This window comes from Prevotella mikamonis, assembly GCF_055381405.1.
Map to the genome: position 1 here is coordinate 1,050,750 of NZ_AP035785.1, position 21,614 is coordinate 1,072,363.

A 21,614-nucleotide genomic window follows, 5' to 3' on the forward strand; every position below is an offset into this window, starting at 1 on the left:
ATACATCTAAAACTATTTTTTTTACTAATTTTGCGAATTATATAAGAATCCAACTCACATGAGAAAATATAGTGCACTCTTTCTTTTATTTACGTCCTTGCTGCTCATTAGCTGCAATGGAGTCAACAAGCAGTCTACCCATAACAATCTTGTAGACAGTCTAACTACCGACACCATCCATATTGACTACGCAAAAGGATTCAGCGTACAATATCTTCCAAACGGCGTAAAGCTTGTTGACGTGAAACCCATCAAAACGATGAAAGGTGTTGAAGAGATGCCCACCGACTATAAATTTGCCCTAGTCCCAAGAGACATGGTAATTGATATTCCTACCGGCTATACCCGCATTGATGTCCCCATCAATCGCTGTATTGCCATGACAACGCTACAGTTAGCCGATTTCATTGCTCTTCGGGCATTAGACAAGGTATCAGGCATCACCAGTACCAAGAACTTATTCAATCAAGATGTCAAACAACGAATCAAGTCCGGAACTATCGTTAAGATAGGCCACGAAGGCAATTTTGACAATGAAAAGATTATGGCTGCCGACCCACAGGTTATCTTTATCTCCCCATTTAAACGTGGCGGATATGATGTTGTCAAACAAACCGGCATCGTACTGATTCCGCATCTAGGATATAAAGAGGAGACTCCACTCGGCCAGGCAGAGTGGTTGAAGTTTATCGGGCTATTCATTGACAAGGAGAAAGAGGCCGACTCACTTTTCAACGCAATTGCCAAACGATATGAGGAAGCCCGGAAATTGGCACTCAATGCCCCAAACAAGCCTACGGTTATGAGTGGCGAGATACATTCTGGACGTTGGTTTGCCGTTGGAGGGCGCAACCATCTCGCCCAACTTTTCCACGATGCAGGAGCAAAATATATTCTGGAACATGACAAACATTCCGGAGGATACCCACTGGAATATGAGGAAATGTATGCTAAAGGAGCTAATGCCGACTATTGGCGTATCCTCAACAGCTTCAAAGGTCAGTTCACTTATGAAGCATTAGCCAAGAGCGATGTACGCAATAAGGATTTCAAAGCATGGCAACAAAAACACGTCATATACTGCAACATGCAACAATCTCCTTACTATGAGAGCAGTCCTGTTGAGCCGGATGTATTGCTCAAAGACCTTATCTACATCTTTCATCCGGAATTGCTCCAAGGTTACAAGCCCAAATATTACCAACTGTTGAAATAAATATCCTGCGCATTTGAACAAGCACATTATCATATTTGCCCTCATCACTGTGCTGATAGCCATATTATGGGTTCTCAACGTCATGATTGGGTCGGTACACATCCCCTTCAACGAAGTCTATCACGCACTGATAAATGACCATAGAGTTGGTATTATCTCGCAGAACATCGTATTCAAGTCGCGCATTCCCCAAGCCATGGTAGCCCTCGTTGCCGGTGCAGGGTTGGCAGTAAGCGGTCTCCAAATGCAAACGGTTTTCCGCAATCCACTAGCAGGTCCTTCTGTATTAGGAATTTCTAGCGGAGCTAGTTTGGGCGTAGCTTTCGTGGTCTTACTGTCCGGCTCTATCGGTGGCGTTGCCCTTAGTCGCCTTGGTTTCTTCGGAGATATAGCCATGACATTAGCTGCTATTATCGGGGCTTTGGCCGTTATGGCACTGATTGTAGCCACCTCCCAGAAAGTACAGGGCAATGTGACCCTCCTTATCATCGGTGTCATGATTGGCTATCTGGCCACAGCCATTATCGGTGTATTGAAATTCTTTTCGCCGGAAGAAGATGTAAAAGCATTCGTCGTATGGGGATTAGGCAGTTTTGCACGTGTGAGTGGTGGAGAGATGTGGCTTTTTGTTGGAATCATGAGCATCCTATTACCCTTACAGATGCTCATGGTCAAGATGCTCAATCTGCTTCTGTTGGGTGATGATTATGCCCGAAACCTTGGCCTGAATGTACGCCGTGCCCGCACCTTGGTTATTGTAGCAAGCGGTGTGCTCGTCGCCATCATCACTGCCTATTGCGGACCAATCATGTTCATTGGACTGGCCGTGCCCCATCTCTGCCGGTCTATATTCCAGACATCCGACCATCGCATACTTCTCCCTGCAACCATGCTGACAGGCAGTCTACTTGCTCTTATCTGCAATTTATTGGTACGTTTCCCTGGAATCGAAGGAGCTTTGCCAGTCAATTCGGTCACAGCTCTGGTCGGTGCGCCTATCGTTGCCTCAATTATTTTCTCAAGACAACGGAAATTCTAGGACTTAATGCTACCACACCCTACCCTCATTATCTATCAGCAACAATTCCACCTCGCAATCCGGCGCCAACGGTTCACAATGCAAAAGACAATGTCGGCGAACCACATCCACAAAATTCCGCATCTCTGCTTCGGACAGAATCTGCCACAATTCTCTGGCTAATTTGATATTGGCTAGGGCTTCCACAACCTCTCTCCCACAATGCGCCTCTGCCATCATTGATGCAATAAACTGCTTGTCCATAACAGAATGCTTGCTATGCGTATCAAGATGGCCAGCTGCTAACTTCACAGCCTTTCCCAGCATAATACCCAAAGAAATCTTCATAAATCCTTCATCAGCAGCCATCTTAATAGTCTCTCCGATAAAATTGCCATACTCTACAAAAACTTGTTCGGGTAGATGGGCATAATATGCCTTGACATATTGCTCGCTCTTTGCACCACTATTGATGACCACATGGTCACAACCGCTCGCTTTGGCTACATGTATACACTTACGGATAGAATTCAAGAAACCCTCTTTGGAAAAAGGCTTAATGATACCCGACACTCCTATGATACTGATTCCTCCCTTAATACCAAGCCTAGGATTGAATGTCCGACCGGCAATTTCCTCTCCACGGGGAACGCTTATCGTCACACATATTGGTTTCCTGGTCAGCAATCTCAGGTTATGTCGTATCATCTGCTGCGGCACTTGATTGATGGCAACTGAACCTGGCGGAGCATCAAATCCCGGCAAAGTAATTGTGCCAATTCCCACACCACCACGAATATCAATGCCATCTTGCCGATTTTTGGCAGTGGCATCCAACTCTACATAAGCACGAATCTCCAAACCATTGGTAACATCAGGATCATCCCCACTGTCTTTGATACACATGCAGTAAGTTTTCCCCCTCTCATCTTCACCATAATAGACAGGTACCGAAATCGACTCACCGTCCGGAATGACAACATCCACCTTCTCTGTCAAGGTATCATCCATACACAACAGCCACCTGCATGCACCGATAGCAGCTGCCGTCGCATACGTTCCTGTAGTAAGACCGCTCTTCAATTCAAAAAAATCTGGAAAGAGTTTTTCCGTGGCCCGGCGTAGCCCATGAGGCCCATCTACTCGCTGATAACGATTTGCAGATATATGGTAACTATCCACGACAGTCTGGTAGTCAGGTTGCCTGATAGCATATACCTTGCACCCCATACGCAAAGCCATCTCCGTCTTCTGTTGGAATCCACCCGACGCCCCACTCTCTTTGATAAGCACAATGTCAGGGTGCAAGCATTCTAAAAGACATTCCAACTCTTCACGGCTATCATGCAGATGCCCTAATGCTACCCCATATTCCGATGCCTTTTGTCTACTTGTCTCCACATTCAATATGCGGTAATGCACATCCACCACATTTTCTAAGGCACATAGTTCTTTCACGGCAGACACACCACACAGAGATAAAACGACAAGCCGTCTACTATGTGTCTTAAAGTTTTCTATCTCTTTAACAAAATCAACATAACTATCAACCCAACAGATATTTATATCTCTCCCTACAGACATTCTATCGAATCGTATCAAAGGTATATCCAATTCATCTACCAGCCTAACTACAGACTCATGGATATGTTCAGCAAAAGGATGTGTAGCATCAATGACGAGCCGAATATCATGTTCATGGCAAAAAGCAATCTTCTGTTCATGTGTCATTATACCTACCACCCTGACACCATGATGCAATGTCACCTCTTGCGAAGCTGTCCGGGTAGAATAATAAAAGTTTTTCCCAGCTTCTTCCAACACCTGCACGGCTATTCTTCCCTCTGTCGTTCCACCGTAGACTAAGATACTCCCTACAGCAGACTGATTCTCATTTTTCTGTTCATTCCTTTGCATTTCTGAACAAATGTGTGAAGTGACTAGCATACAATTCACTCAATCCGGCTCTATTATCAATAGCCTCTCCCACCACCAACAACGTATCAAGTGTCAACTGATTGTCCTTGACTATCTTGGCCAAATCCTTTAGCTGCCCTCTCAATATTTTCTGTTCAGGCCACGTCAACCGATAACAAGCTGCCACAGGAGTCTCTGCCGGATATTCCATCAGCAGTTCTTCCTGCACCTGATCTACAAGTGTCGCACTCAAATAGATGCACATCGTGCTTTGGCTACGAGCCAACATGTGTAATTTCTCTTTCTCCGGCATGGGTGTACGCCCTTCTCCGCGGGTTAGAATTATCGTCTGTGTCTTTTGCGGAATGGTAAACTGAGAGCGCAACTCTGCCGCAGCTGCCTGGAATGCACTGATTCCCGGTGTTATATGATAATCCATATTCGCTGCATCAAGCAATGCCATTTGCTCCTGAACAGCACCATATAGGCAGGGGTCTCCGGTATGCAAACGAACTATCTGCTTTCCTCTCCTATAGAATTCCTTCATCAGTTCCACCTGTTCCTCAAGGTCCAAACCCGCACTGCTCTTGACCGTTGCGCCTTCTTTAGCACAACTTACCACCGCCTTCGGCACTAAACTGCCGGCATAGAGTATGAAATCAGCCGTTTCAAGGAAGTGGCGACCTCTCACCGAAATCAAATCCGGATCGCCCGGTCCTGCCCCGACAAACTCTATATGTGCTGCTCGTTGATACATCAAATCCATCGCCACAGCCAATGTCCACTTCGCTCCTTTCTGCTTTTCCAGCAAAAGCTGTCCTCCCTTTGCTGCCAGCAATGCCGATGCTTCACTCACACTGGGCGTACCCACATATTTAGCCACCACCTTACTGGCATTAGGTACATTCACCTTTTGCAGCGCTTCAGCCGTATGGAGACAAACTGCATACCATTCCTCCAGAGCCTTTACAACAGGCTCATCAGCTTTTACATCTATTGTATGAATATCTATAATGGCATCGAGCGAAATATTCTGTTGCGACAGCAAGTCCCGTATTTCATCCAGAATTTCGGAGACGGGCTGTGCCTGATGAGCCAACCCCAACCCTACATGCACACAGCGTGGCACATAATTCACCGTCAGACAGTCGGCTATAACAGGCCGTTCACGATAACTCACCGACAGGATAAGCTCATAACGCTGCCTATCTATATCCCCGGCACAATAATAGATGTCGACGAATTCAGGACAAGTACGTTCCAGGTATTCCGTACCTCTATCTTTTACTTCCAAAAGCAAGGCTGTCGGTTTACGGCTCGTAAAAGCAAAGATACTATGATTCAGTTCCGTCTCCGAGACCGTCCAACCAAACTGTCGGGCCAATGTATCCAATGCCCAAAGTCCTTCGTTATCGCTTTGCGTGGTTATGACCGGCATCGCACCGAGCATCCGGGCTATCTCATGTGTCAATTCGTTAGCCCCACCCACATGTCCACTTAATACGCTGATTATATTTTTACCCGTACTGTCAATACAAAGTACGGCCGGATCTGTATGCTTGTCTTCCACTAAAGGAGCTATCGTACGCACACAGACACCCATAGCGCCCACAAATACAAAGGCTTCAAAATCATGGAAAACCTCTCCTACGCTCTCGCGCGTCATAATCTCGCCTTGCAACTCGGCTTTGAGTCTTTCGGCAACAAGCCTACCTTGGGATGATATTGGGATAATGGCTATTCTCATTTCGTAGCTGATAAAATATGAATCGGATTATGATTGTCTACTGTAATATACATCGGCCTCATGGCATGCAGTCCTAGTTCTGCCACAGCCTCATCGAACGATGCAAGACTCTGGGACGTGACACTGTTCATGACAACATGCGCTCCAGCAGACAGCAATGGAACTATACGGTGCAAGATTTCTTTTAACCGTCCACCATGCCCACCGACAAACACAGCATCGGGAGTTGGTAATCCGGCCAAATCGGCTTCCAGAAAGTCTCCCATCACCGGCGTAATGCCCGGACAGTGGAATCGTTTCTGGTTTTCCTGCAATATCGTTTCACAGTCTGGCCTTATTTCAAAGGCCACAACATGTAGATACGGGAACTGCAACTTGGCTTCAATACTGATGCTCCCGGTACAGAAACCAATATCCCAGAACACACGGTGGGTACGCAGATGCAACGCCTGAAGCGACAACAGGCGAATCGGCATCTTGGTAATCATATTGACTCGGCCATCCAGCAATGCAAAGCGACGCTCCTCGATACCATACTCACGCTGCGGCACAGCACCTTCCTCTGCATGGAGTATCAGACAATTAGGATATTCAAACTCATTGACCACAGCATCTTGCACCGCAAGACTGCGTACTCTCTCCTTTTCAGGATGTCCTAAATGCTCACCTACCGACATGGTGTATCCGTCAAAACCATATGCCAACATCTGCGCGGCAATGGCTGCCGGCGTATGCTCCCGATCGGTCAACACTCCTATCTTCAGACATCGTTCTATCAATGCGCAGTCAAATTCATGCCAAGGACGTCCGGTCAAGCTCACAATTCGCATGTCATGATAAGGCATCACCAACCGATGAGCCAACATCTGTAGACTATTGAAATAAGGGTACAACCGTATATCGGCATCAGGCATGAAACGCTTGATAGTGTTGGCAAAACCATAAAACAGCGGGTCGTTGGAAACGAACACTACCAACTCGTCTGCCTGCACGACTCTGCACGTGGACTCATACTCATCAAAGACTGCCTTCATCGGAGCGACGATGTCAATCCAAGAAGCATCTTGGGGCAGCCAATGTCGTACCAATTCATGATGCCGTTTTCCACCGGAGAACACCTTGGCTGTACTGATTGCCTGTAAAACCTCGACAGGCAACTCAAAACAGGGGGAATCAGGAAGTCCGACTACGATAAATCTCATGTGCATGTGATAGTGATAGAAACGTTTTAAAGATCTCTGCCCGGTCGCAACTGTGCGGCATCGTCGAAGCAGAGAATGGCATTACAGAGTGTGGCAGCAAGATTACTGCCCCCTTTCCGCCCCTCGACTATAAGTTTCGGCACATCCTTGAAGGTCTTTACCATGTGCTTGCTCTCGCACACATGAACAAAGCCTACAGGCGCGGCAACAATCCCTGCCGGCACTGCCTTGCCCCGTCGCATGAGCGAACAAAGCTCTATCAATGCCGTAGGAGCATTACCGAATGCGAAAAGGGCATGCGGATGCTCGTCTACAGCCAGTCTTATACCGGCCTGCGTACGGGTAATTCCCTCTTTTTCTGCCATTTCTTTGACACGCGAATCGTCCAAATAGCAAAGCACACTGACACCCAATCGGGCCAAAGCTCCCTTACGAATACCGCTCTTAACCATTGTCACGTCGGTAACGATTGTACCTATCTGCCCATCCGCTATACGGCCGTAAAGCGTCGCCACAGCCCCGGTATCGGTATAGAGGATGTCTTCCATATCAAAGTCGGCAGTAGTATGGATGGCGTGGAGCAATGCCCATTGATGGTCAAGTGGGATTTCCTTATTTTTCAGTTCCGCAGCAATGGTCCGGAAACTCTGAATCATAATCTGCCGCCCCACCTTATCTTCGGATACCTCATCGGCCTGATAATATCCGCGCGGAGTTATCATACGCTCCCCCCACCGATAAGTCTGGCTGTTACCGATGATAACAATGGTGAACATATCTATATCTTCCGGATTGAATTCGCCCAGTGTCGTCAGCTGTACAGATTGCTCCGGCCTACCGGCCTGACGCACATATCCCACAGGAGTATCGGCGCTTCTCCCACTTTGAAGAAACAATTCAACTAACCGATATAACTGCCAGTACCTACCGTTACTTTTAGGATTATATACAGCTGTAACAAAATCAGCCTGTGCCGCAGCTACAATCCGTCGTTCAATCAGACTCCAAGGCGTCATCAAGTCGCTCAGCGAGATGACGCAGAAGTCGTGTCCCATAGGAGCACCGAGCAAAGAAGCCGCCTTCTGAAAGGCACTCACCCCCGGACAAGACACCACCTCCACACTGCTGTCACGCTCGCGTTTCATCTCCAAAATCAGTGGAGCCATACCATAGATGCCCGCATCGCCACTGGAAATAACACAGACGGTCAGCCCCTTCTCGGCTTCTTCAAAAGCCAGTCTGGCACGCTCGCGTTCTTTTTTCATTCCTGTGTCAATGCACGATACTCCCTCGCGAAGATACGGGGTAATAAACTGGAAATAGTATTTATACCCCACTATCACATCGGAGACATGGACCGCATCGAGTACAGCAGGCGTTATGTCCTCCTTACTGCCTGGCCCTATACCGGCAATAATGATTTTTCCATCAGCCATGATGTCGTCTATTTCTTATCCATATAATCAAGTGCCGCACCGATAGCCGTACAAAACTCGCTGTATTTAGGTATTCTGAAATGTACCCCATAGAGTTTTTCCAACCCCGGATACACTTCCTTGCACTGTGGCAACAACGTCAGATTACCTATCATCACAAAGTCCTTGATACCGCTGCCCAGACTGGAAAGGATGCTGGCACTGCCTATAGACTGCAACACCATGCAGATAAGTCCGATGGCAATATCTTCCCTGCTGGCATTGGCCTTGGCATTACTGAAGAGCGATGCCGTGGCATTCATAGGCAAACCGGGAAGAGGGTGCGCACTGATATCGCCTATCAGCAGATTGATTTTACTGATGTCGCCCTGCATCGCCAGACTTGCCACCTGCTTAATATCATCGGTCTTGAGCATGATACGGCTCAACCCCTGAAGCGTACCCCCCCCGATACCAATGCCTCCAATATGCCGTATATCATCGCCATCGCACATCACAAGACTCGTACCCGTACCCATGCTCACTACAATCATACGGTCGAGTTTACTCTCATAACGCGCTCCGAGTCCATCGGCAATAAACTCCTGGCTCTTACTGGTGGGCAATCCATATATAGGGCCGTTGATATAAGCCGCCCCTACGCCGGTAAGCATCACCTGTTCGACGTCGCCTAGTTCTATCTTGTTATCGTAGAGATACTTGCCAAAAGCCCCATAGAGACTTGTCACAGGGTCGGTAGCCTTGATACGGAAAGGATTGATAACCATCCTGTTCTCGTCAACACCGACAATTTTTGTAGTGCTGATACCGACGTCAATGCCTATTACAATTTTCTTCATTGCTTTATTTTGTGTTGTCGCTACAAAGATAAACAATTTAAATGAATTACAGTGGCATCCCACCCCAATAAACTCACGAGAACCGAACTCATCATCGCGCTTTACTGCAAAGGCTTTGCAGCGTCGCTGCAAGGCCCAAACAGCAGTGTTGCCGAGCCTAGGCAGCAATGCTGCCAAAGCCCTGCACAAATCTGAGATATTTACGCCCGAAATACAATCAAGCTGATAATACAGAAAAAAAGGACTCAGAAAGGATGGAAATATCAAAAATAGTGTACCTTTGCACCGTCTTTATAACATGAAACACTGACTGACCAAGATAAACAACATTTAATGTACTGAAATGACAATGCTAAGAACTGACAGACGTGCTCTTACCAATGAGATTAAAGACTATCTCATGATTCTTATCGGAATGGTATCCTATGTAATAGGATGGACTATATTCCTACTGCCCAATAACATTACGACCAATGGTGTTCCCGGTATTTCGTCGGTCATCTATTGGGGGCTTGGTATTCCGGTACAGTATACTTATTTCACCCTGAATGCCATCCTACTGGTCATCGCACTGCGCATACTTGGTCTGAAATTCTGTATAAAGACCATTTTTGCAGTATTTGCATTGACGGTCTTAACAGCAGTCTTCAGGAATTACGTTCATGTGCATTTGCTGGAAGACCAACCCTTCATGGCCAGTATTATCGGTGCCATCTTCTGCGGAAGCGGTGTCGGTCTCGGCTTCTCCTTTAATGGCAGCACGGGCGGAACGGATATCATCGCGGCTATCATCAACAAATACAAAGACATATCCTTGGGACGTGTCATCATGATATGCGACATCTTTATCATCTCGTCGAGCTACTTTGTATTCCACAACTTTGAACAGGTAATCTACGGTTATGTGGTTCTTTGGGTGGCAGCATTCTGCATAGACCTCGTAGTCAACAGTATGCGCCGTTCCGTACAGTTCTTCATCATCTCGGACAAATATCAGGAGATTGCAAGCCGCATCAATGTATCACCCCACCGAGGAGCAACCGTCATCGACGCGCACGGCTTCTATTCCGGCCGCGAAGTGAAGATGCTGTTCATCCTGGCAAAGAAAAGAGAGTCGGGAGTCATCTTCCATATCATCAACGAGATAGACCCACTGGCATTCGTCTCTCAGAGTAATGTTATCGGAGTATACGGCAATGGCTTTGATACATTCAAGACCGGCATGTCCAAACAGAAGAAAGCAAAGGCTTAACGGAAGAGGAAATAATCGCCCCCATCGCTCCCGGCATACTTGCGTAGCAGTGCCTGAACGAACTCCGCATTCTCGCATACCCGCTTTTCATGGCCGTCATAACCATTGATAATGACAGCCAGACGGCATGTTTCCATGTTGATTTTGGTTCGTTCATGGTCGCTGGTGGGTGTTCCGACACCTCCTTCACCGTCGCGATAAACGGGTAATCCGGCTATATTGATGAATCCTCGGCCAATGCCTTCATAGAGTTCACCTTCACGTCCCACCCCTAATTGCAGGGTATCGCCTACAAACTTATCGGCGTCGAAACCTCCTATGCTGTAGCCGAAAGCCATACTGGCGAGATTAATCAGGTCGACCAGCGTATCTCGCTGATAGAGTTGCTTTGACTGCAACACACGCCTGATAAGTGCTTCGGCAGCCGGACGATAGCGCGAAGGATCTTTTCCGCAGGCCCTATATACCTTACGGGTAGCGGCAATACCACTGATTTCTTTCAGTTGCTCGGTTGTCAATGTTGCGCGATAATGCTCACCTAACCGATGGATTTCCTCCCACAGAGGTTGGCAATAGGCTGTGTTAACCACCTGTGCTTCTATATATGCGCCCACAAACTGCGGACACACCTGCTCTATTTCTTTTCCTACTATCATCTTCATGTTGCAAATTTACGGAAAAGCTATCAAACATTCTCGAAGTTATATGAAACTTTTCAGGTTGCCAAGCTGCTGTTCATCTACCTTCATACACTATTTATGAGCCGAATAGGAATATCTCGCTTTTTCTTCGTAACTTCGCCAAGGCAGATTCAACACAGATGTAGAATTCTACCGTAATATATAGATAAGGACAATGGAAAAATTAAAAGGTTTCTTCGAACAAGATAAATTTGCAGCGCTCGTAGGTGTAGAGTTGCTCGAACTGAAAGAGGGATATGCCCGCGTAAGAATGAAAGTAACTCCGCAACACTTAAATGCCGGTGGCGTATGCCAAGGCGGTGCATTGTTTACAATGGCCGACCTTGCCTTTGCCGCAGCTGTCAACAGCCATCGTAAACTGACGTTGTCGACCTCTGCCAACATCACTTATATCAAATCTGCAACCGAAGGCTACGTGTATGCAGAGGCCAAAGAACTGGTCAATCATCACCGGATGCCATTTGCAGAAGTGAAGATTACGAATGAGGATAATGAGCTTTTATGCGTCTTTACATCAAGCGGATACAGGAAAGACGTCGATATAAACTTTTAAAAAGCAACAAAGGGACTAACCATTCATGATTAGTCCCTTCGTCTTTCTTATACCAACAAGGAAAGGTCTTTCTCTGCAATGAATGCCAACTTGTTCAGGATGATGATTTCCTTGGCTTTCTCCGCATTGTCGGTACGGAATATCAGCACCCCTTTACCATTGAGCAGGAATGAATAGAGATAGGTCAATCCTACGTTTTCCTGGGCAAAGATTTCGATAGCATCAGCTGCACAGCCAGGCTTATTGTCCAGTTCGAGAGCAAAGACATCAGACAATGCCACAGAAACGCCATGGTTTTTCAACATCTTGTAAGCCTTGAGCGGCTCACTACAGATAATGCGACAAATACCATACTCGACAGTATCAGCGATAGTAGAGGCTATCAACTGAATCTCTGCTTCCTTTAACAACTTCAAGACCTTAACCAATGTGCCGGCCTTATTCTCTATAAAGATTGATAATTGATTGATTGTCATATAATAAGTATATTAAAGATACATATTCTAGTAATGCTTGCGCAGATCTCTGACACGCACGGCCTTGCCCTCAGATTGCGGTAATGCGCCCTTCGGAACAAGTTTCACACGCGGTGTGAGTAATATTTCGTCCTTCAATCTCCGCGTGATTTCGCGTGTCAACTCGTGCAGACGGCCGTAATCGTCGGTAAAGAGTTGAGCCAATTCCACCTCTACCGTCATGGCATCATTGTCCTCCAGAGTTTCTAATGTGATTAAGTAATCAGTGCCCAGTTCCTTAAACTGCATCAAGACTGTTTCTATCTGGATGGGGAATATATTCACACCCTTGACAATCATCATATCATCACTGCGACCTTTCATACGGTCCAGACGCTTATGGTGACGTCCACATGGACACTCACCCGGCATGATACGCGTCAAATCGCGTGTACGATAGCGTAACAACGGCATCGCTTCGCGGTTGATAGTAGTCAGGACCAATTCACCATACTCGCCGTCCGGTACCGGCTCAAGTGTCTCCGGGTCTACGATTTCCACAATATAATAATCTTCCCAGATGTGCAGACCATTCTGTTCCTGACACTCAAATGCCACACCAGGACCACACATCTCGGACATTCCAAACGAATTATACGCTTTCACTCCAAGCATCTTCTCGATACGCCTGCGTTGCTCTTCACTATGCGGCTCAGCCCCAATAATGAGTGTGCGCAACTTTGTATCACGGCCAGGAACGATGTCCTCTGCCTCCATCACTTCATAAATACGGGCAGCATAACTAGGAATGGCATGCACAACTGTCGTTCCGAAATCTATAAAAAACTTCAATTGGCGACGTGTATTCCCTGCCGCAGCGGGTACGGTAAGCATTCCTAGATGCTCAGCACCATACTGGAAACCGAGTCCACCGGTAAACATGCCGTAGCCCGAAGTGTTCTGAAACACATCGTCCGGGCGACAACCGACCATCCATAGACATCGTGCCACGGCATTGGCCCATTCATCCAGGTCTTTCTGCGTGTGTAAAATAACGGTCGGATTACCTGTCGTACCGCTCGAAGAGTGTAATCTCACACATTCGTCCAACGTAACTGATGCCATGCCAAACGGATAAGTATCACGCAAATCCTGCTTGGTCGTAAAAGGAATACGACGCAAGTCATCCAGAGTCTTAATATCTTCCGGCTTCAGACCGGCCTCATCAAACCTCTTCTTATAGAATGCCGAGTTCATACAATGAGCCACCGTCTTCTTCAACCGGGCCAATTGCAACTCCTCTATCTGGGGACGTGTAAGCGTCTCCATCTCAGGATTAAAGTATTCAGAAATGTTTTTCATTATTGCAGTATTCGTTTATCTATCACTCGTTTACTCTTACCTTCGCTGCGTTCAAGACTACCTGATGGCAACAGCTGTACTTTCGCGCGAATGCTCAATACGCTCTTCAACTTATTAGCCAGCTGATTTTCCAACTCGGCCAGACGTCCCATGTCGTCAGTAAAGAAATCATTACGTAGCTCCACCTGTACTTTCAATCTGTCAAGATTGTCTACCCTGTCTATAATCAGCTTATATTGAGGTTCAAATTCCTCCTGACTCAAGATTACACTCTCCACCTGCGACGGGAACACATTGATACCACGGATAATCAACATGTCGTCACTTCTACCCATGATACGGCCCATTCTGACCGAAGTACGCCCACAATCACACACCTGATTATCCAATGTACAGAGGTCACGAGTGCGATAACGCAGTAACGGCATGCCCTCCTTGGTCAGTGTGGTGAACACCAATTCGCCCATCTCGCCGTAAAGCAATGGTTCGAGTGTATCGGGATTGATTACTTCGGGAAAGAAATGATCTTCGTTAACATGCGAACCATGCTTGCATTGGCATTCATAACTCACACAAGGCCCCATGATTTCACTCAATCCATAGATGTTAAAACCATCCAACCCAAGCCTGTTTTCTATTTCATTACGCATGTTTTCTGTCCACGGTTCAGCCCCGAATGCCCCGATTTTCAGCTTCAATTCATCACGTCCAATCCCCATCTTCTCCATTGTCTCAGCCAAATGCAGCGCATAAGAAGGCGTACATGCAATACCTGTGATGCCCAAGTCGTGAATCAATCGAATATGCTTCTCCGTATTTCCGGTTGATGCCGGAACCACTGTTGCTCCAAGATTCTCAACACCATAGTGCGCACCAAGTCCACCAGTAAACAGTCCATAGCCATAAGCCACGGAGAAAGTATCATCTCTCGTAACCCCATAAGCGGTCAGACACCGCGACATACACTCACTCCACACACCTATATCCTTACGCGTATAGCCCACTATCGTCGGATTACCCGTAGTTCCGGTAGACGCATGTACACGTACAATTTCGCTCTGCGGAGCTGCCTGTAGCCCGAAAGGGTAATTATCTCGCAGGTCTTGCTTGGTCGTAAACGGTAACTTGCGTATATCTTCTATCGTCTGAATATCATCGGGGGTAATATCCATTGCCTGCAATTTGTTCCGATAGAAAGGCACATTATGATAGACATAATCTACTATCTTATGCAGACGTTTCCCTTGCAAGGCGTTCATTTCATCACGCCCCATTGTCTCTTTATTGAGATTCCAAATCATGATGTTACCTCCCTTACATTACAGGATGATCAGCTTTAAATGCCTTCATACGTTCTTCCATGACAGGATAGAGTTCATCCTTCATTCTGCTGACACAGGCCCGAACCCCATATTGCTCACTACCGGTAGTGGAAAGCGATATGCTGCTCACGCCATAGTACATCAATTCTTTCAGCAGTTCACCTCCGGTCATCTTTCCATAACCGATAGTGAAGAAGAAGCCATCACCTACTTGCTGATTTACATCCTTATCATAAACGATATGGAAACCGTTCTCTGTGAATATTTTCTTCATCTTTGCTGCCCTGTGTTCGTATTCCCGTGTATCCTCTACAAAGTTGATTTTGCCCTCACACGACAACTTCAACATCTCGGCATAGCCATACTGGGTGGAAGCCGTGCACCCACTTGTAATCATATAAAGGATAGACGCGATGAAAGTCTGCCCGAACACACCGGCATCATGGTATCTTTCGGCAAGTGCAGGATAATGCCTCTCGAAGAGCTTATCGCTGATACAAGTCAATGCCATGCGCTGACCGGCATAGCTAAATATCTTTGACGACGACAACATCAGCATATAGTTATCGGTATATCTGGCCACCGTCGGTACAAAGGGTGGCTCGTAAGGATGCCCCAAATCGCGCCGATAATCCATACAGAAGTATGCCAAATCTTCCGTAACAATGGCATCATACTTCGTTGCCAACTCTCCTATTATCTGTAATTCTGTCTCATCCAGACATATCCAAGCCGGGTTATTAGGATTGGAATAGACGATAGCGGCAATATCGCCACCTTTTAACTCGTCTTCCAACTTCCCACGCAACGCCACACCCCGATACTGATAGATGTCGAATTCGCGCCAACCGATTCCCAAAATACGCAGCTGTGATTTCTGTATAGGAAAACCAGGATCTATAAAGAGTACCTTGTCCTTGCCCTTCAAGCGCTGTGTACAAGCAATAAACGAGGCGAACGAGCCAGCCACAGAACCCGTCGTAGGCACACACGAACGCGGAGAAATATCCACATTGATAAATGCCTTGACGAAGTCGGATGCAGCTTTCTTCAGTTCAGGAATACCCGCAGCAGCGGGATATTGCGACCCCACACCGCGATCAAGTGCAGCTTTCTCGGCCTCAACACCATACTGATTGACCGGTAATCCGGGCGAACCTTGATCCATGCGGATAAACGGAATGCCCGTTTCCTTCTCCAAATATTGTGCCACCAGCAACACTTCACCGATTGTTGCGATACTCAAATCGGCAACATTCATATCGTGGCAAGCCTTCTCTACCAATTCTTCATTAAACAACTTCATGACTTATTCCTTTACCAAAGCTACACCTAAATCAAAAGCCTTGAGGTTATCACTGACCACCTGTTCACCTTTCCGGGCGAAAACACGGGCTATGGCGCTGCGCAACTGCTCCACGCTGACTATCTCTATATAAGGTGCAGCCATACCCAAAAGCACCATATTAGCACCACGTGGCGTATGGTTCTCCTTCGCAATGTCGTCGATATTCGCCATCTTCACGTGTGGCAGTGTCAGCAACTCGTCAAGAATCTGTTGCTGATCAGGGTAGTTTGGGATATTCACAAATGGGTTTGAAGACGTGATTATCCATCCGTTCTCACCCAGATAAGTGAGATAGCGCAAGGCTTCCATCGGTTCCATCGAGATAATAAGGTCAGCTCCCCCCTGTGTCAGCAGGTCACTATAGATAATCTCCGTACTCAAGCGCAAGTTACTCTGTACATCGCCACCACGCTGGCTCATACCATGCACCTCGGCCTGTTTCAGATTCACTCCAGCTTCGGTTGCAGCCTCACCGATAATCGTAGCTATCGAGAGGATTCCCTGTCCTCCTACACCTGATAATATAATGTCTTTCTTCATTTCTTCTCAGCTTGTTTATTGCGATTTTTACGAGTTAACGTCTGCACACATTCACGACGCGGAATGATGACCGACACTCCTTTGTAATTGATTTCCTCGCGAATGACACGCGTAATCTCTTCCATATTCTTAGCCAACGGCACAACTACACGCACATGTTCCGGTTCGACACCAAGGCCTATACATATCTGTTCAAACTTATTCGTTCCGGCAGAGTCCTGCCCACCCGTCATGGCTGTCGTAAGATTGTCGGAAATCACCACGGTAATATTGGCATTTTCATTCACAGCATCGAGCAATCCTGTCATGCCAGAGTGTGTAAACGTAGAGTCGCCTATCACTGCAATGGCCGGAAACAGACCGGCATCGGCAGCTCCCTTTGCCATCGTGATAGAAGCTCCCATATCCACACAACTGGCCAAAGCTGCAAACGGAGGCAGCGCACCCAGTGTATAGCAACCGATATCACCGAAGATTCGGTGGTCAGGATACTCAGCGGCAACTTCGTTCAAAGCCTTATACACATCGCGATGACCACATCCGGGACAAAGTGCAGGAGGACGCGGAACCAGATTCCGGGCCGCAGCAAAAGGTGCTTCAAGCTGTTTTCCCAATGCAGCAGCCACATTGTCGGGCGTCAACTCGCCTGTGCGGGGCAGTCGTCCGGTCAACCGCCCGCTGATAGGATAGTCTGCTCCAAGAATGGCATGCAGCTGTTCTTCCACTACCGGCTGTCCGTCTTCCACCACAAGAATCTCACCGCTCTCTGCCGCCAACGCCTTGATTTGGGCTATCGGCAATGGATATTGCGATATTTTCAAGATAGAAGCATCGACCGGTGCAAACTCCTTCACATAGTTATAACCTATACCGCAAGCCACAATACCAAGTCCCCGACCGCCCTTCTGCTCAAAGACATTAAACGCGGAGACTTCGGCAGCCTCTTCCATATCAGCCTGCTTGTCGAGCAAGGCTGCATAGCGACGACGGGCAATAGCAGGCAGCAACACCCAATCGCGCCCTAAATAAGGATTCAGTTCATTCTGTTCCAACAGATACTTCTCCTCCACTGCTGCACGAGAATGGGCCAGACGAGTGACCAGACGCATCAGTACAGGCTCTTTCAAGCGCTCTGAGAGGTCAAAAGCCTCCTTCATCATATCGTATGTTTCTTGCTGATTGGACGGTTCGAAGATGGGAACCATCGCAAATTTACCATAGAAACGCGTGTCTTGCTCATTCTGCGAAGAGTGCATCGACGGGTCGTCGGCCACCAGCACAACCACTCCTCCGTTCACACCTGTGATGGCCGAATTAACAAAAGCATCGGCAGCCACATTCATTCCCACATGTTTCATACACACCAAGGCTCGCTTCCCGGCATACGACATACCGAGAGCCGCTTCCATAGCAGTCTTCTCATTGGTACACCATTTACTGCGAATGCCACGTTCGCGAGCCAGTGCGTTAGCCTGTATAAACTCGGTAATCTCCGTCGATGGCGTACCGGGATAAGCATACACACCTGAAAGTCCGGCATGGATAGCACCCAACGCCAAGGCCTCGTCGCCTAATAATAATCTTCTTTCAGCCATTCTTGTATAATGTTTTTATTGATCTCCTTACGATTCAATCTTCACCTTGCAACAAAAAGCTGTCTGCATCATTGATAACAGGAAACTTCTGCCGAAAAGCCTCCAATCCTTCCATATCTATTTCTGCTATCTCGGCACATGCTTTCCCCTTTTCACAAGCCACAAGGGGCATACCATAGGGGTCTAATACGACCGATGCACCATTATATTCGCACGACGGGTCGGTGCCAACTCTGTTGACACCAACCACATAGCACTGGTTTTCGATAGCACGAGCCACCAGCAACGAACTCCATGCACCCACACGCGGAACAGGCCAACTGGCTACATACAGCATGGCATCGTAGTCGCCACGATTGCGACTCCAAACAGGGAAACGAAGGTCGTAGCACACTTCGAGTAAGAACCTCACACCGCGAAACTCCACCACCACACGCTCTTCACCACGAGTGAATTCCTTGTCTTCGCCACTATATGTAAATAGGTGGCGCTTATTATAGTAGGTAACACTGCCATCGGGCTTCACAAAATAGAAACGATTATAATATTGCTTGCCATCCGTCACAGCCACCGAGCCAGCTATGGCAGCATTGCAGGCAGCCGCCTTGCGCTGCATCCAGTGCAGCGTCTCGCTATCGTCGCTCTCTGCAATGCCCTCCGGATGAGTGGCAAAACCTGTAGAGAACATCTCTGGCAAAACATAGAGATCGGATGGGGGCAGTTGGCTTATCAATTCATCAGCAGCCTTTACATTGGCCGACGGATTGTTCCAAATTATATTCATTTGCAATATTGCTACTTTCATTTTTAAGGTATTTAAGCTAAATTGATTGCAAATATACACAAACTTAACCAAACCAAGCAACAATCAGATAGATTAATACAATTTCAAACGATAAATATAGTCTTCAGGTATTGAACACCTCATTTTTGTGCAGGGCCACAGCAGCATCACTGCAAAGGCCAAACAGCAGTGCTGACAAGCCCGAACAGCAAAGTTGCCGAGCCTCTGCAGTAAACCGCTGAGATTATGGTCTCATACAATTACTATTTCAGTTATTTGCTCATTTGATTGTTTTGCGCTATCTTTGAAGCACTATATATAAAAACAATGAGCAACGACAAGACCATACAGATGCAGGAGTTGATAGACAGACTCAATCAGGCATCGGAAGCATATTACAACGGACAGGGCGAACTCATGACCGATTATGAGTGGGATGCCATGTTCGACGAATTGAAGAAACTAGAGGAGGAAACCGGTGAAGTGCTTCCCGGCAGTCCTACCAGCAAGGTTTCGGAAGACAACATCACCGGGCAGAAAGAAGAACACGAATTTTCTGCGCTCTCGCTGGCAAAGACCAAGCTGCCCCAAGACTTGGTGAAATGGGCCGAAATGCGCCCTATCTGGATTTCGTGGAAGCTCGACGGACTGACGCTCGTAGCTACCTACGACGACGGAAAACTTACCAAGGTAGTAACGCGGGGCAATGGACACATCGGGACGAACATCACCCATCTGGCCAGTGCCATCAATGGAATCCCACCAAAGATTCAGGCCAAAGGACACATTGTGATTCGTGGCGAAGCTGTTATATCCTACGAGGACTTTGAGCAATTCAATATAGAGGCCGAGGAAGAATATGCCAATCCGCGCAATCTGGCTTCCGGCTCGCTTACACTCAAAGACCCTGAGGAGGTAAAACTGCGCCACATCCAGTGGAAACCATTCACATTGGTATATTGCGATGAAGAAATTGCATCGTGGGGAAAACGTATGGCACTGCTCGACCAGCTAGGATTCAGCTCCGTAGAGCGCGAACTCATCGACACACCGACACTCGAAAACGTTCAACACACGATTGACAAATGGACGGAAAAGGTAATAGGCAAGCGGTGTCCCTACCCTGTAGACGGACTTGTCATTACGTTTGACGATACAGAATATGCTGCAACCGGTTCGGTAACCGGCCATCATGCCACACGCGCCGGCTATGCTTTCAAATGGCAGGACGAAGCTGCCACGACAGAATTGGACCACATTGAATGGTCGTGTGCTGCCAGTACGATTTCACCAGTGGCGGTATTCAAGCCTGTAGAGCTTGAGGGTACTACCGTCAAACGAGCATCGCTATGCAATATCAGCGAATGCGAACGACTGGGAATCGGCGGTCCTGGGAGCGTGATCTCGGTCATCAAGGCCAATAAGATTATACCTAAAGTCATCCAAGTGTCAGAAACGATTGGAGAATTTGAAATTCCAGGCGAATGTCCGGTATGCCATCATGCCACAGAAGTAACAATCAGCGAAAGCAGTGGTACGAAGACATTGCACTGCACCAACACGCAATGTCCGGCAAAACAACTCAAGAAATTTGCCCGACTGGTATCGAAAGAAGGATTGAACATAGATGGTATCTCTGAACAGACGGTTGCCAAATTCATTAATCTAGGATGGATTAAAGAGTATGCCGACCTCTACCATCTGGCTGAATATAGGCAGGAAATGTCGGTATTGGAAGGGTTTGGTGCAAAGTCGGTAGACAATATCCTGAAGTCGATAGAGAAGGCTCGCACCGTGGAAGCACGCCGACTGCTCTACGCCCTGACCATCCCAATGGTGGGACAGGATGTCTGTAAACGTCTGCTCAATGCCTATGCGCTGGACGACCTTATCTCTATAGCTATAGAAACAGATGCTACAGACCACTTCGCAAGTATCGACGGCATCGGTCCGGAGAAATCAGCTTCGTTCGTAAACTGGATGAAGGAAGAAGAAAATCAGCTGATAGTCAGACACCTGATGGCCGAACTCACCATCACACAAGAACGCCAAGAGGCGGCAGGAGAGAAGTGCAAAGACATGGTATTCGTCGTTACGGGCGATGTGCATCATTATAAAAACCGTAACGAGCTAAAAGCCTACATCGAAAGTCAAGGTGGCAAAGTGACGGGAAGTGTCAGCAAATCGACCAACTACCTGATTAATAACGACGTCAATTCTACATCGGGCAAGAATCAGAAAGCACAACAACTGGGTATTCCCATTCTGTCGGAAGACGATTTCATCGAACAATTCGGGAATGAATAGAAAACAAAAAGTGCACCATC

The 21,614-nt window shown here is 47.3% G+C and carries 18 protein-coding genes; 5 read left to right on the forward strand and 13 right to left on the reverse strand.

What is annotated here, in order from left to right:
* Positions 1-58 precede the first annotated feature (58 nt).
* Positions 59-1,216 carry an ABC transporter substrate-binding protein gene (locus ACZ42L_RS04595; protein WP_464706798.1) on the forward strand — a complete coding sequence of 386 codons (1,158 nt, stop codon included), beginning with the start codon at positions 59-61 and terminating at the stop codon, positions 1,214-1,216.
* 13 nt (positions 1,217-1,229) lie between these two features.
* On the forward strand, positions 1,230-2,255 hold the full coding sequence (locus tag ACZ42L_RS04600) for an iron chelate uptake ABC transporter family permease subunit (RefSeq protein WP_464716761.1): 1,026 nt from the start codon (positions 1,230-1,232) through the stop codon (positions 2,253-2,255).
* Between the two features lie 9 nt (positions 2,256-2,264).
* Here the strand turns inward: ACZ42L_RS04600 and cbiD are convergent, their stop codons facing one another.
* The 5 genes from cbiD to coaW are packed head-to-tail and all read right to left on the reverse strand — an operon-like array spanning position 2,265 to position 9,375.
* Complete coding sequence (gene cbiD, locus ACZ42L_RS04605; protein WP_464716762.1) at positions 2,265-4,151, reverse strand: cobalt-precorrin-5B (C(1))-methyltransferase CbiD; 1,887 nt, start codon at positions 4,149-4,151, stop codon at positions 2,265-2,267.
* Positions 4,138-5,898 carry a precorrin-4 C(11)-methyltransferase gene (gene cobM / locus ACZ42L_RS04610; RefSeq protein ID WP_464716763.1) on the reverse strand — a complete coding sequence of 587 codons (1,761 nt, stop codon included), beginning with the start codon at positions 5,896-5,898 and terminating at the stop codon, positions 4,138-4,140. The genes cbiD and cobM overlap by 14 nt, the downstream gene beginning before the upstream one ends.
* A complete protein-coding gene (gene cbiE / locus ACZ42L_RS04615; RefSeq protein ID WP_464716764.1) occupies positions 5,895-7,106 on the reverse strand; it encodes a precorrin-6y C5,15-methyltransferase (decarboxylating) subunit CbiE in 1,212 nt (403 codons plus the stop codon). Before cbiE ends, cobM begins: the two co-directional genes overlap by 4 nt.
* A gap of 20 nt (positions 7,107-7,126) precedes the next feature.
* Positions 7,127-8,536 carry a precorrin-3B C(17)-methyltransferase gene (gene cobJ, locus ACZ42L_RS04620; RefSeq protein ID WP_464716765.1) on the reverse strand — a complete coding sequence of 470 codons (1,410 nt, stop codon included), beginning with the start codon at positions 8,534-8,536 and terminating at the stop codon, positions 7,127-7,129.
* Positions 8,537-8,544: 8 nt separating this feature from the next.
* Complete coding sequence (gene coaW / locus ACZ42L_RS04625; protein WP_464701718.1) at positions 8,545-9,375, reverse strand: type II pantothenate kinase; 831 nt, start codon at positions 9,373-9,375, stop codon at positions 8,545-8,547.
* Between the two features lie 349 nt (positions 9,376-9,724).
* Between coaW and ACZ42L_RS04630 the strand changes: the two genes are divergently transcribed.
* Positions 9,725-10,627 (forward strand): YitT family protein, encoded by a 903-nt coding sequence (locus tag ACZ42L_RS04630; protein ID WP_464701648.1) that lies wholly within the window; start codon positions 9,725-9,727, stop codon positions 10,625-10,627.
* Here the strand turns inward: ACZ42L_RS04630 and ACZ42L_RS04635 are convergent.
* Positions 10,624-11,289: a B3/B4 domain-containing protein gene (locus ACZ42L_RS04635; RefSeq protein ID WP_464706804.1), complete on the reverse strand. Its 666-nt coding sequence runs from the start codon at positions 11,287-11,289 to the stop codon at positions 10,624-10,626. The genes ACZ42L_RS04630 and ACZ42L_RS04635 overlap by 4 nt on opposite strands.
* Positions 11,290-11,482: 193 nt before the next feature.
* Between ACZ42L_RS04635 and ACZ42L_RS04640 the strand changes: the two genes are divergently transcribed.
* On the forward strand, positions 11,483-11,881 hold the full coding sequence (locus ACZ42L_RS04640; protein ID WP_464701050.1) for a PaaI family thioesterase: 399 nt from the start codon (positions 11,483-11,485) through the stop codon (positions 11,879-11,881).
* A 47-nt stretch (positions 11,882-11,928) separates the two neighbouring features.
* Here ACZ42L_RS04640 and ACZ42L_RS04645 read toward each other — a convergent pair whose 3' ends face one another.
* From ACZ42L_RS04645 to ACZ42L_RS04675, 7 genes are read right to left on the reverse strand one after another with little or no spacing between them, the layout of a single operon-like run.
* The gene (locus ACZ42L_RS04645; protein WP_464716766.1) at positions 11,929-12,357 is read right to left on the reverse strand and encodes an amino acid-binding protein; all 429 of its coding nucleotides are present in this window, start codon (positions 12,355-12,357) and stop codon (positions 11,929-11,931) included.
* 27 nt (positions 12,358-12,384) lie between these two features.
* On the reverse strand, positions 12,385-13,698 hold the full coding sequence (locus ACZ42L_RS04650; protein WP_464716767.1) for a phenylacetate--CoA ligase family protein: 1,314 nt from the start codon (positions 13,696-13,698) through the stop codon (positions 12,385-12,387).
* Positions 13,698-14,999 carry a phenylacetate--CoA ligase family protein gene (locus ACZ42L_RS04655; protein ID WP_464716768.1) on the reverse strand — a complete coding sequence of 434 codons (1,302 nt, stop codon included), beginning with the start codon at positions 14,997-14,999 and terminating at the stop codon, positions 13,698-13,700. The genes ACZ42L_RS04650 and ACZ42L_RS04655 overlap by 1 nt, the downstream gene beginning before the upstream one ends.
* Positions 15,000-15,012: 13 nt before the next feature.
* Positions 15,013-16,326, reverse strand: a complete 1,314-nt coding sequence (locus ACZ42L_RS04660; protein ID WP_464716769.1) for an aminotransferase class I/II-fold pyridoxal phosphate-dependent enzyme — start codon at positions 16,324-16,326, stop codon at positions 15,013-15,015.
* 3 nt (positions 16,327-16,329) lie between these two features.
* Positions 16,330-16,908 (reverse strand): indolepyruvate oxidoreductase subunit beta, encoded by a 579-nt coding sequence (locus ACZ42L_RS04665; RefSeq protein ID WP_464701057.1) that lies wholly within the window; start codon positions 16,906-16,908, stop codon positions 16,330-16,332.
* Positions 16,905-18,503 carry a thiamine pyrophosphate-dependent enzyme gene (locus ACZ42L_RS04670; protein ID WP_464716770.1) on the reverse strand — a complete coding sequence of 533 codons (1,599 nt, stop codon included), beginning with the start codon at positions 18,501-18,503 and terminating at the stop codon, positions 16,905-16,907. The genes ACZ42L_RS04665 and ACZ42L_RS04670 overlap by 4 nt, the downstream gene beginning before the upstream one ends.
* A 34-nt stretch (positions 18,504-18,537) precedes the next feature.
* On the reverse strand, positions 18,538-19,308 hold the full coding sequence (locus tag ACZ42L_RS04675; RefSeq protein ID WP_464701061.1) for an amidohydrolase: 771 nt from the start codon (positions 19,306-19,308) through the stop codon (positions 18,538-18,540).
* A gap of 306 nt (positions 19,309-19,614) precedes the next feature.
* Between ACZ42L_RS04675 and ligA the strand changes: the two genes are divergently transcribed.
* Positions 19,615-21,594, forward strand: a complete 1,980-nt coding sequence (gene ligA / locus ACZ42L_RS04680; protein ID WP_464716771.1) for an NAD-dependent DNA ligase LigA — start codon at positions 19,615-19,617, stop codon at positions 21,592-21,594.
* The last annotated feature ends 20 nt before the right edge of the window (positions 21,595-21,614 follow it).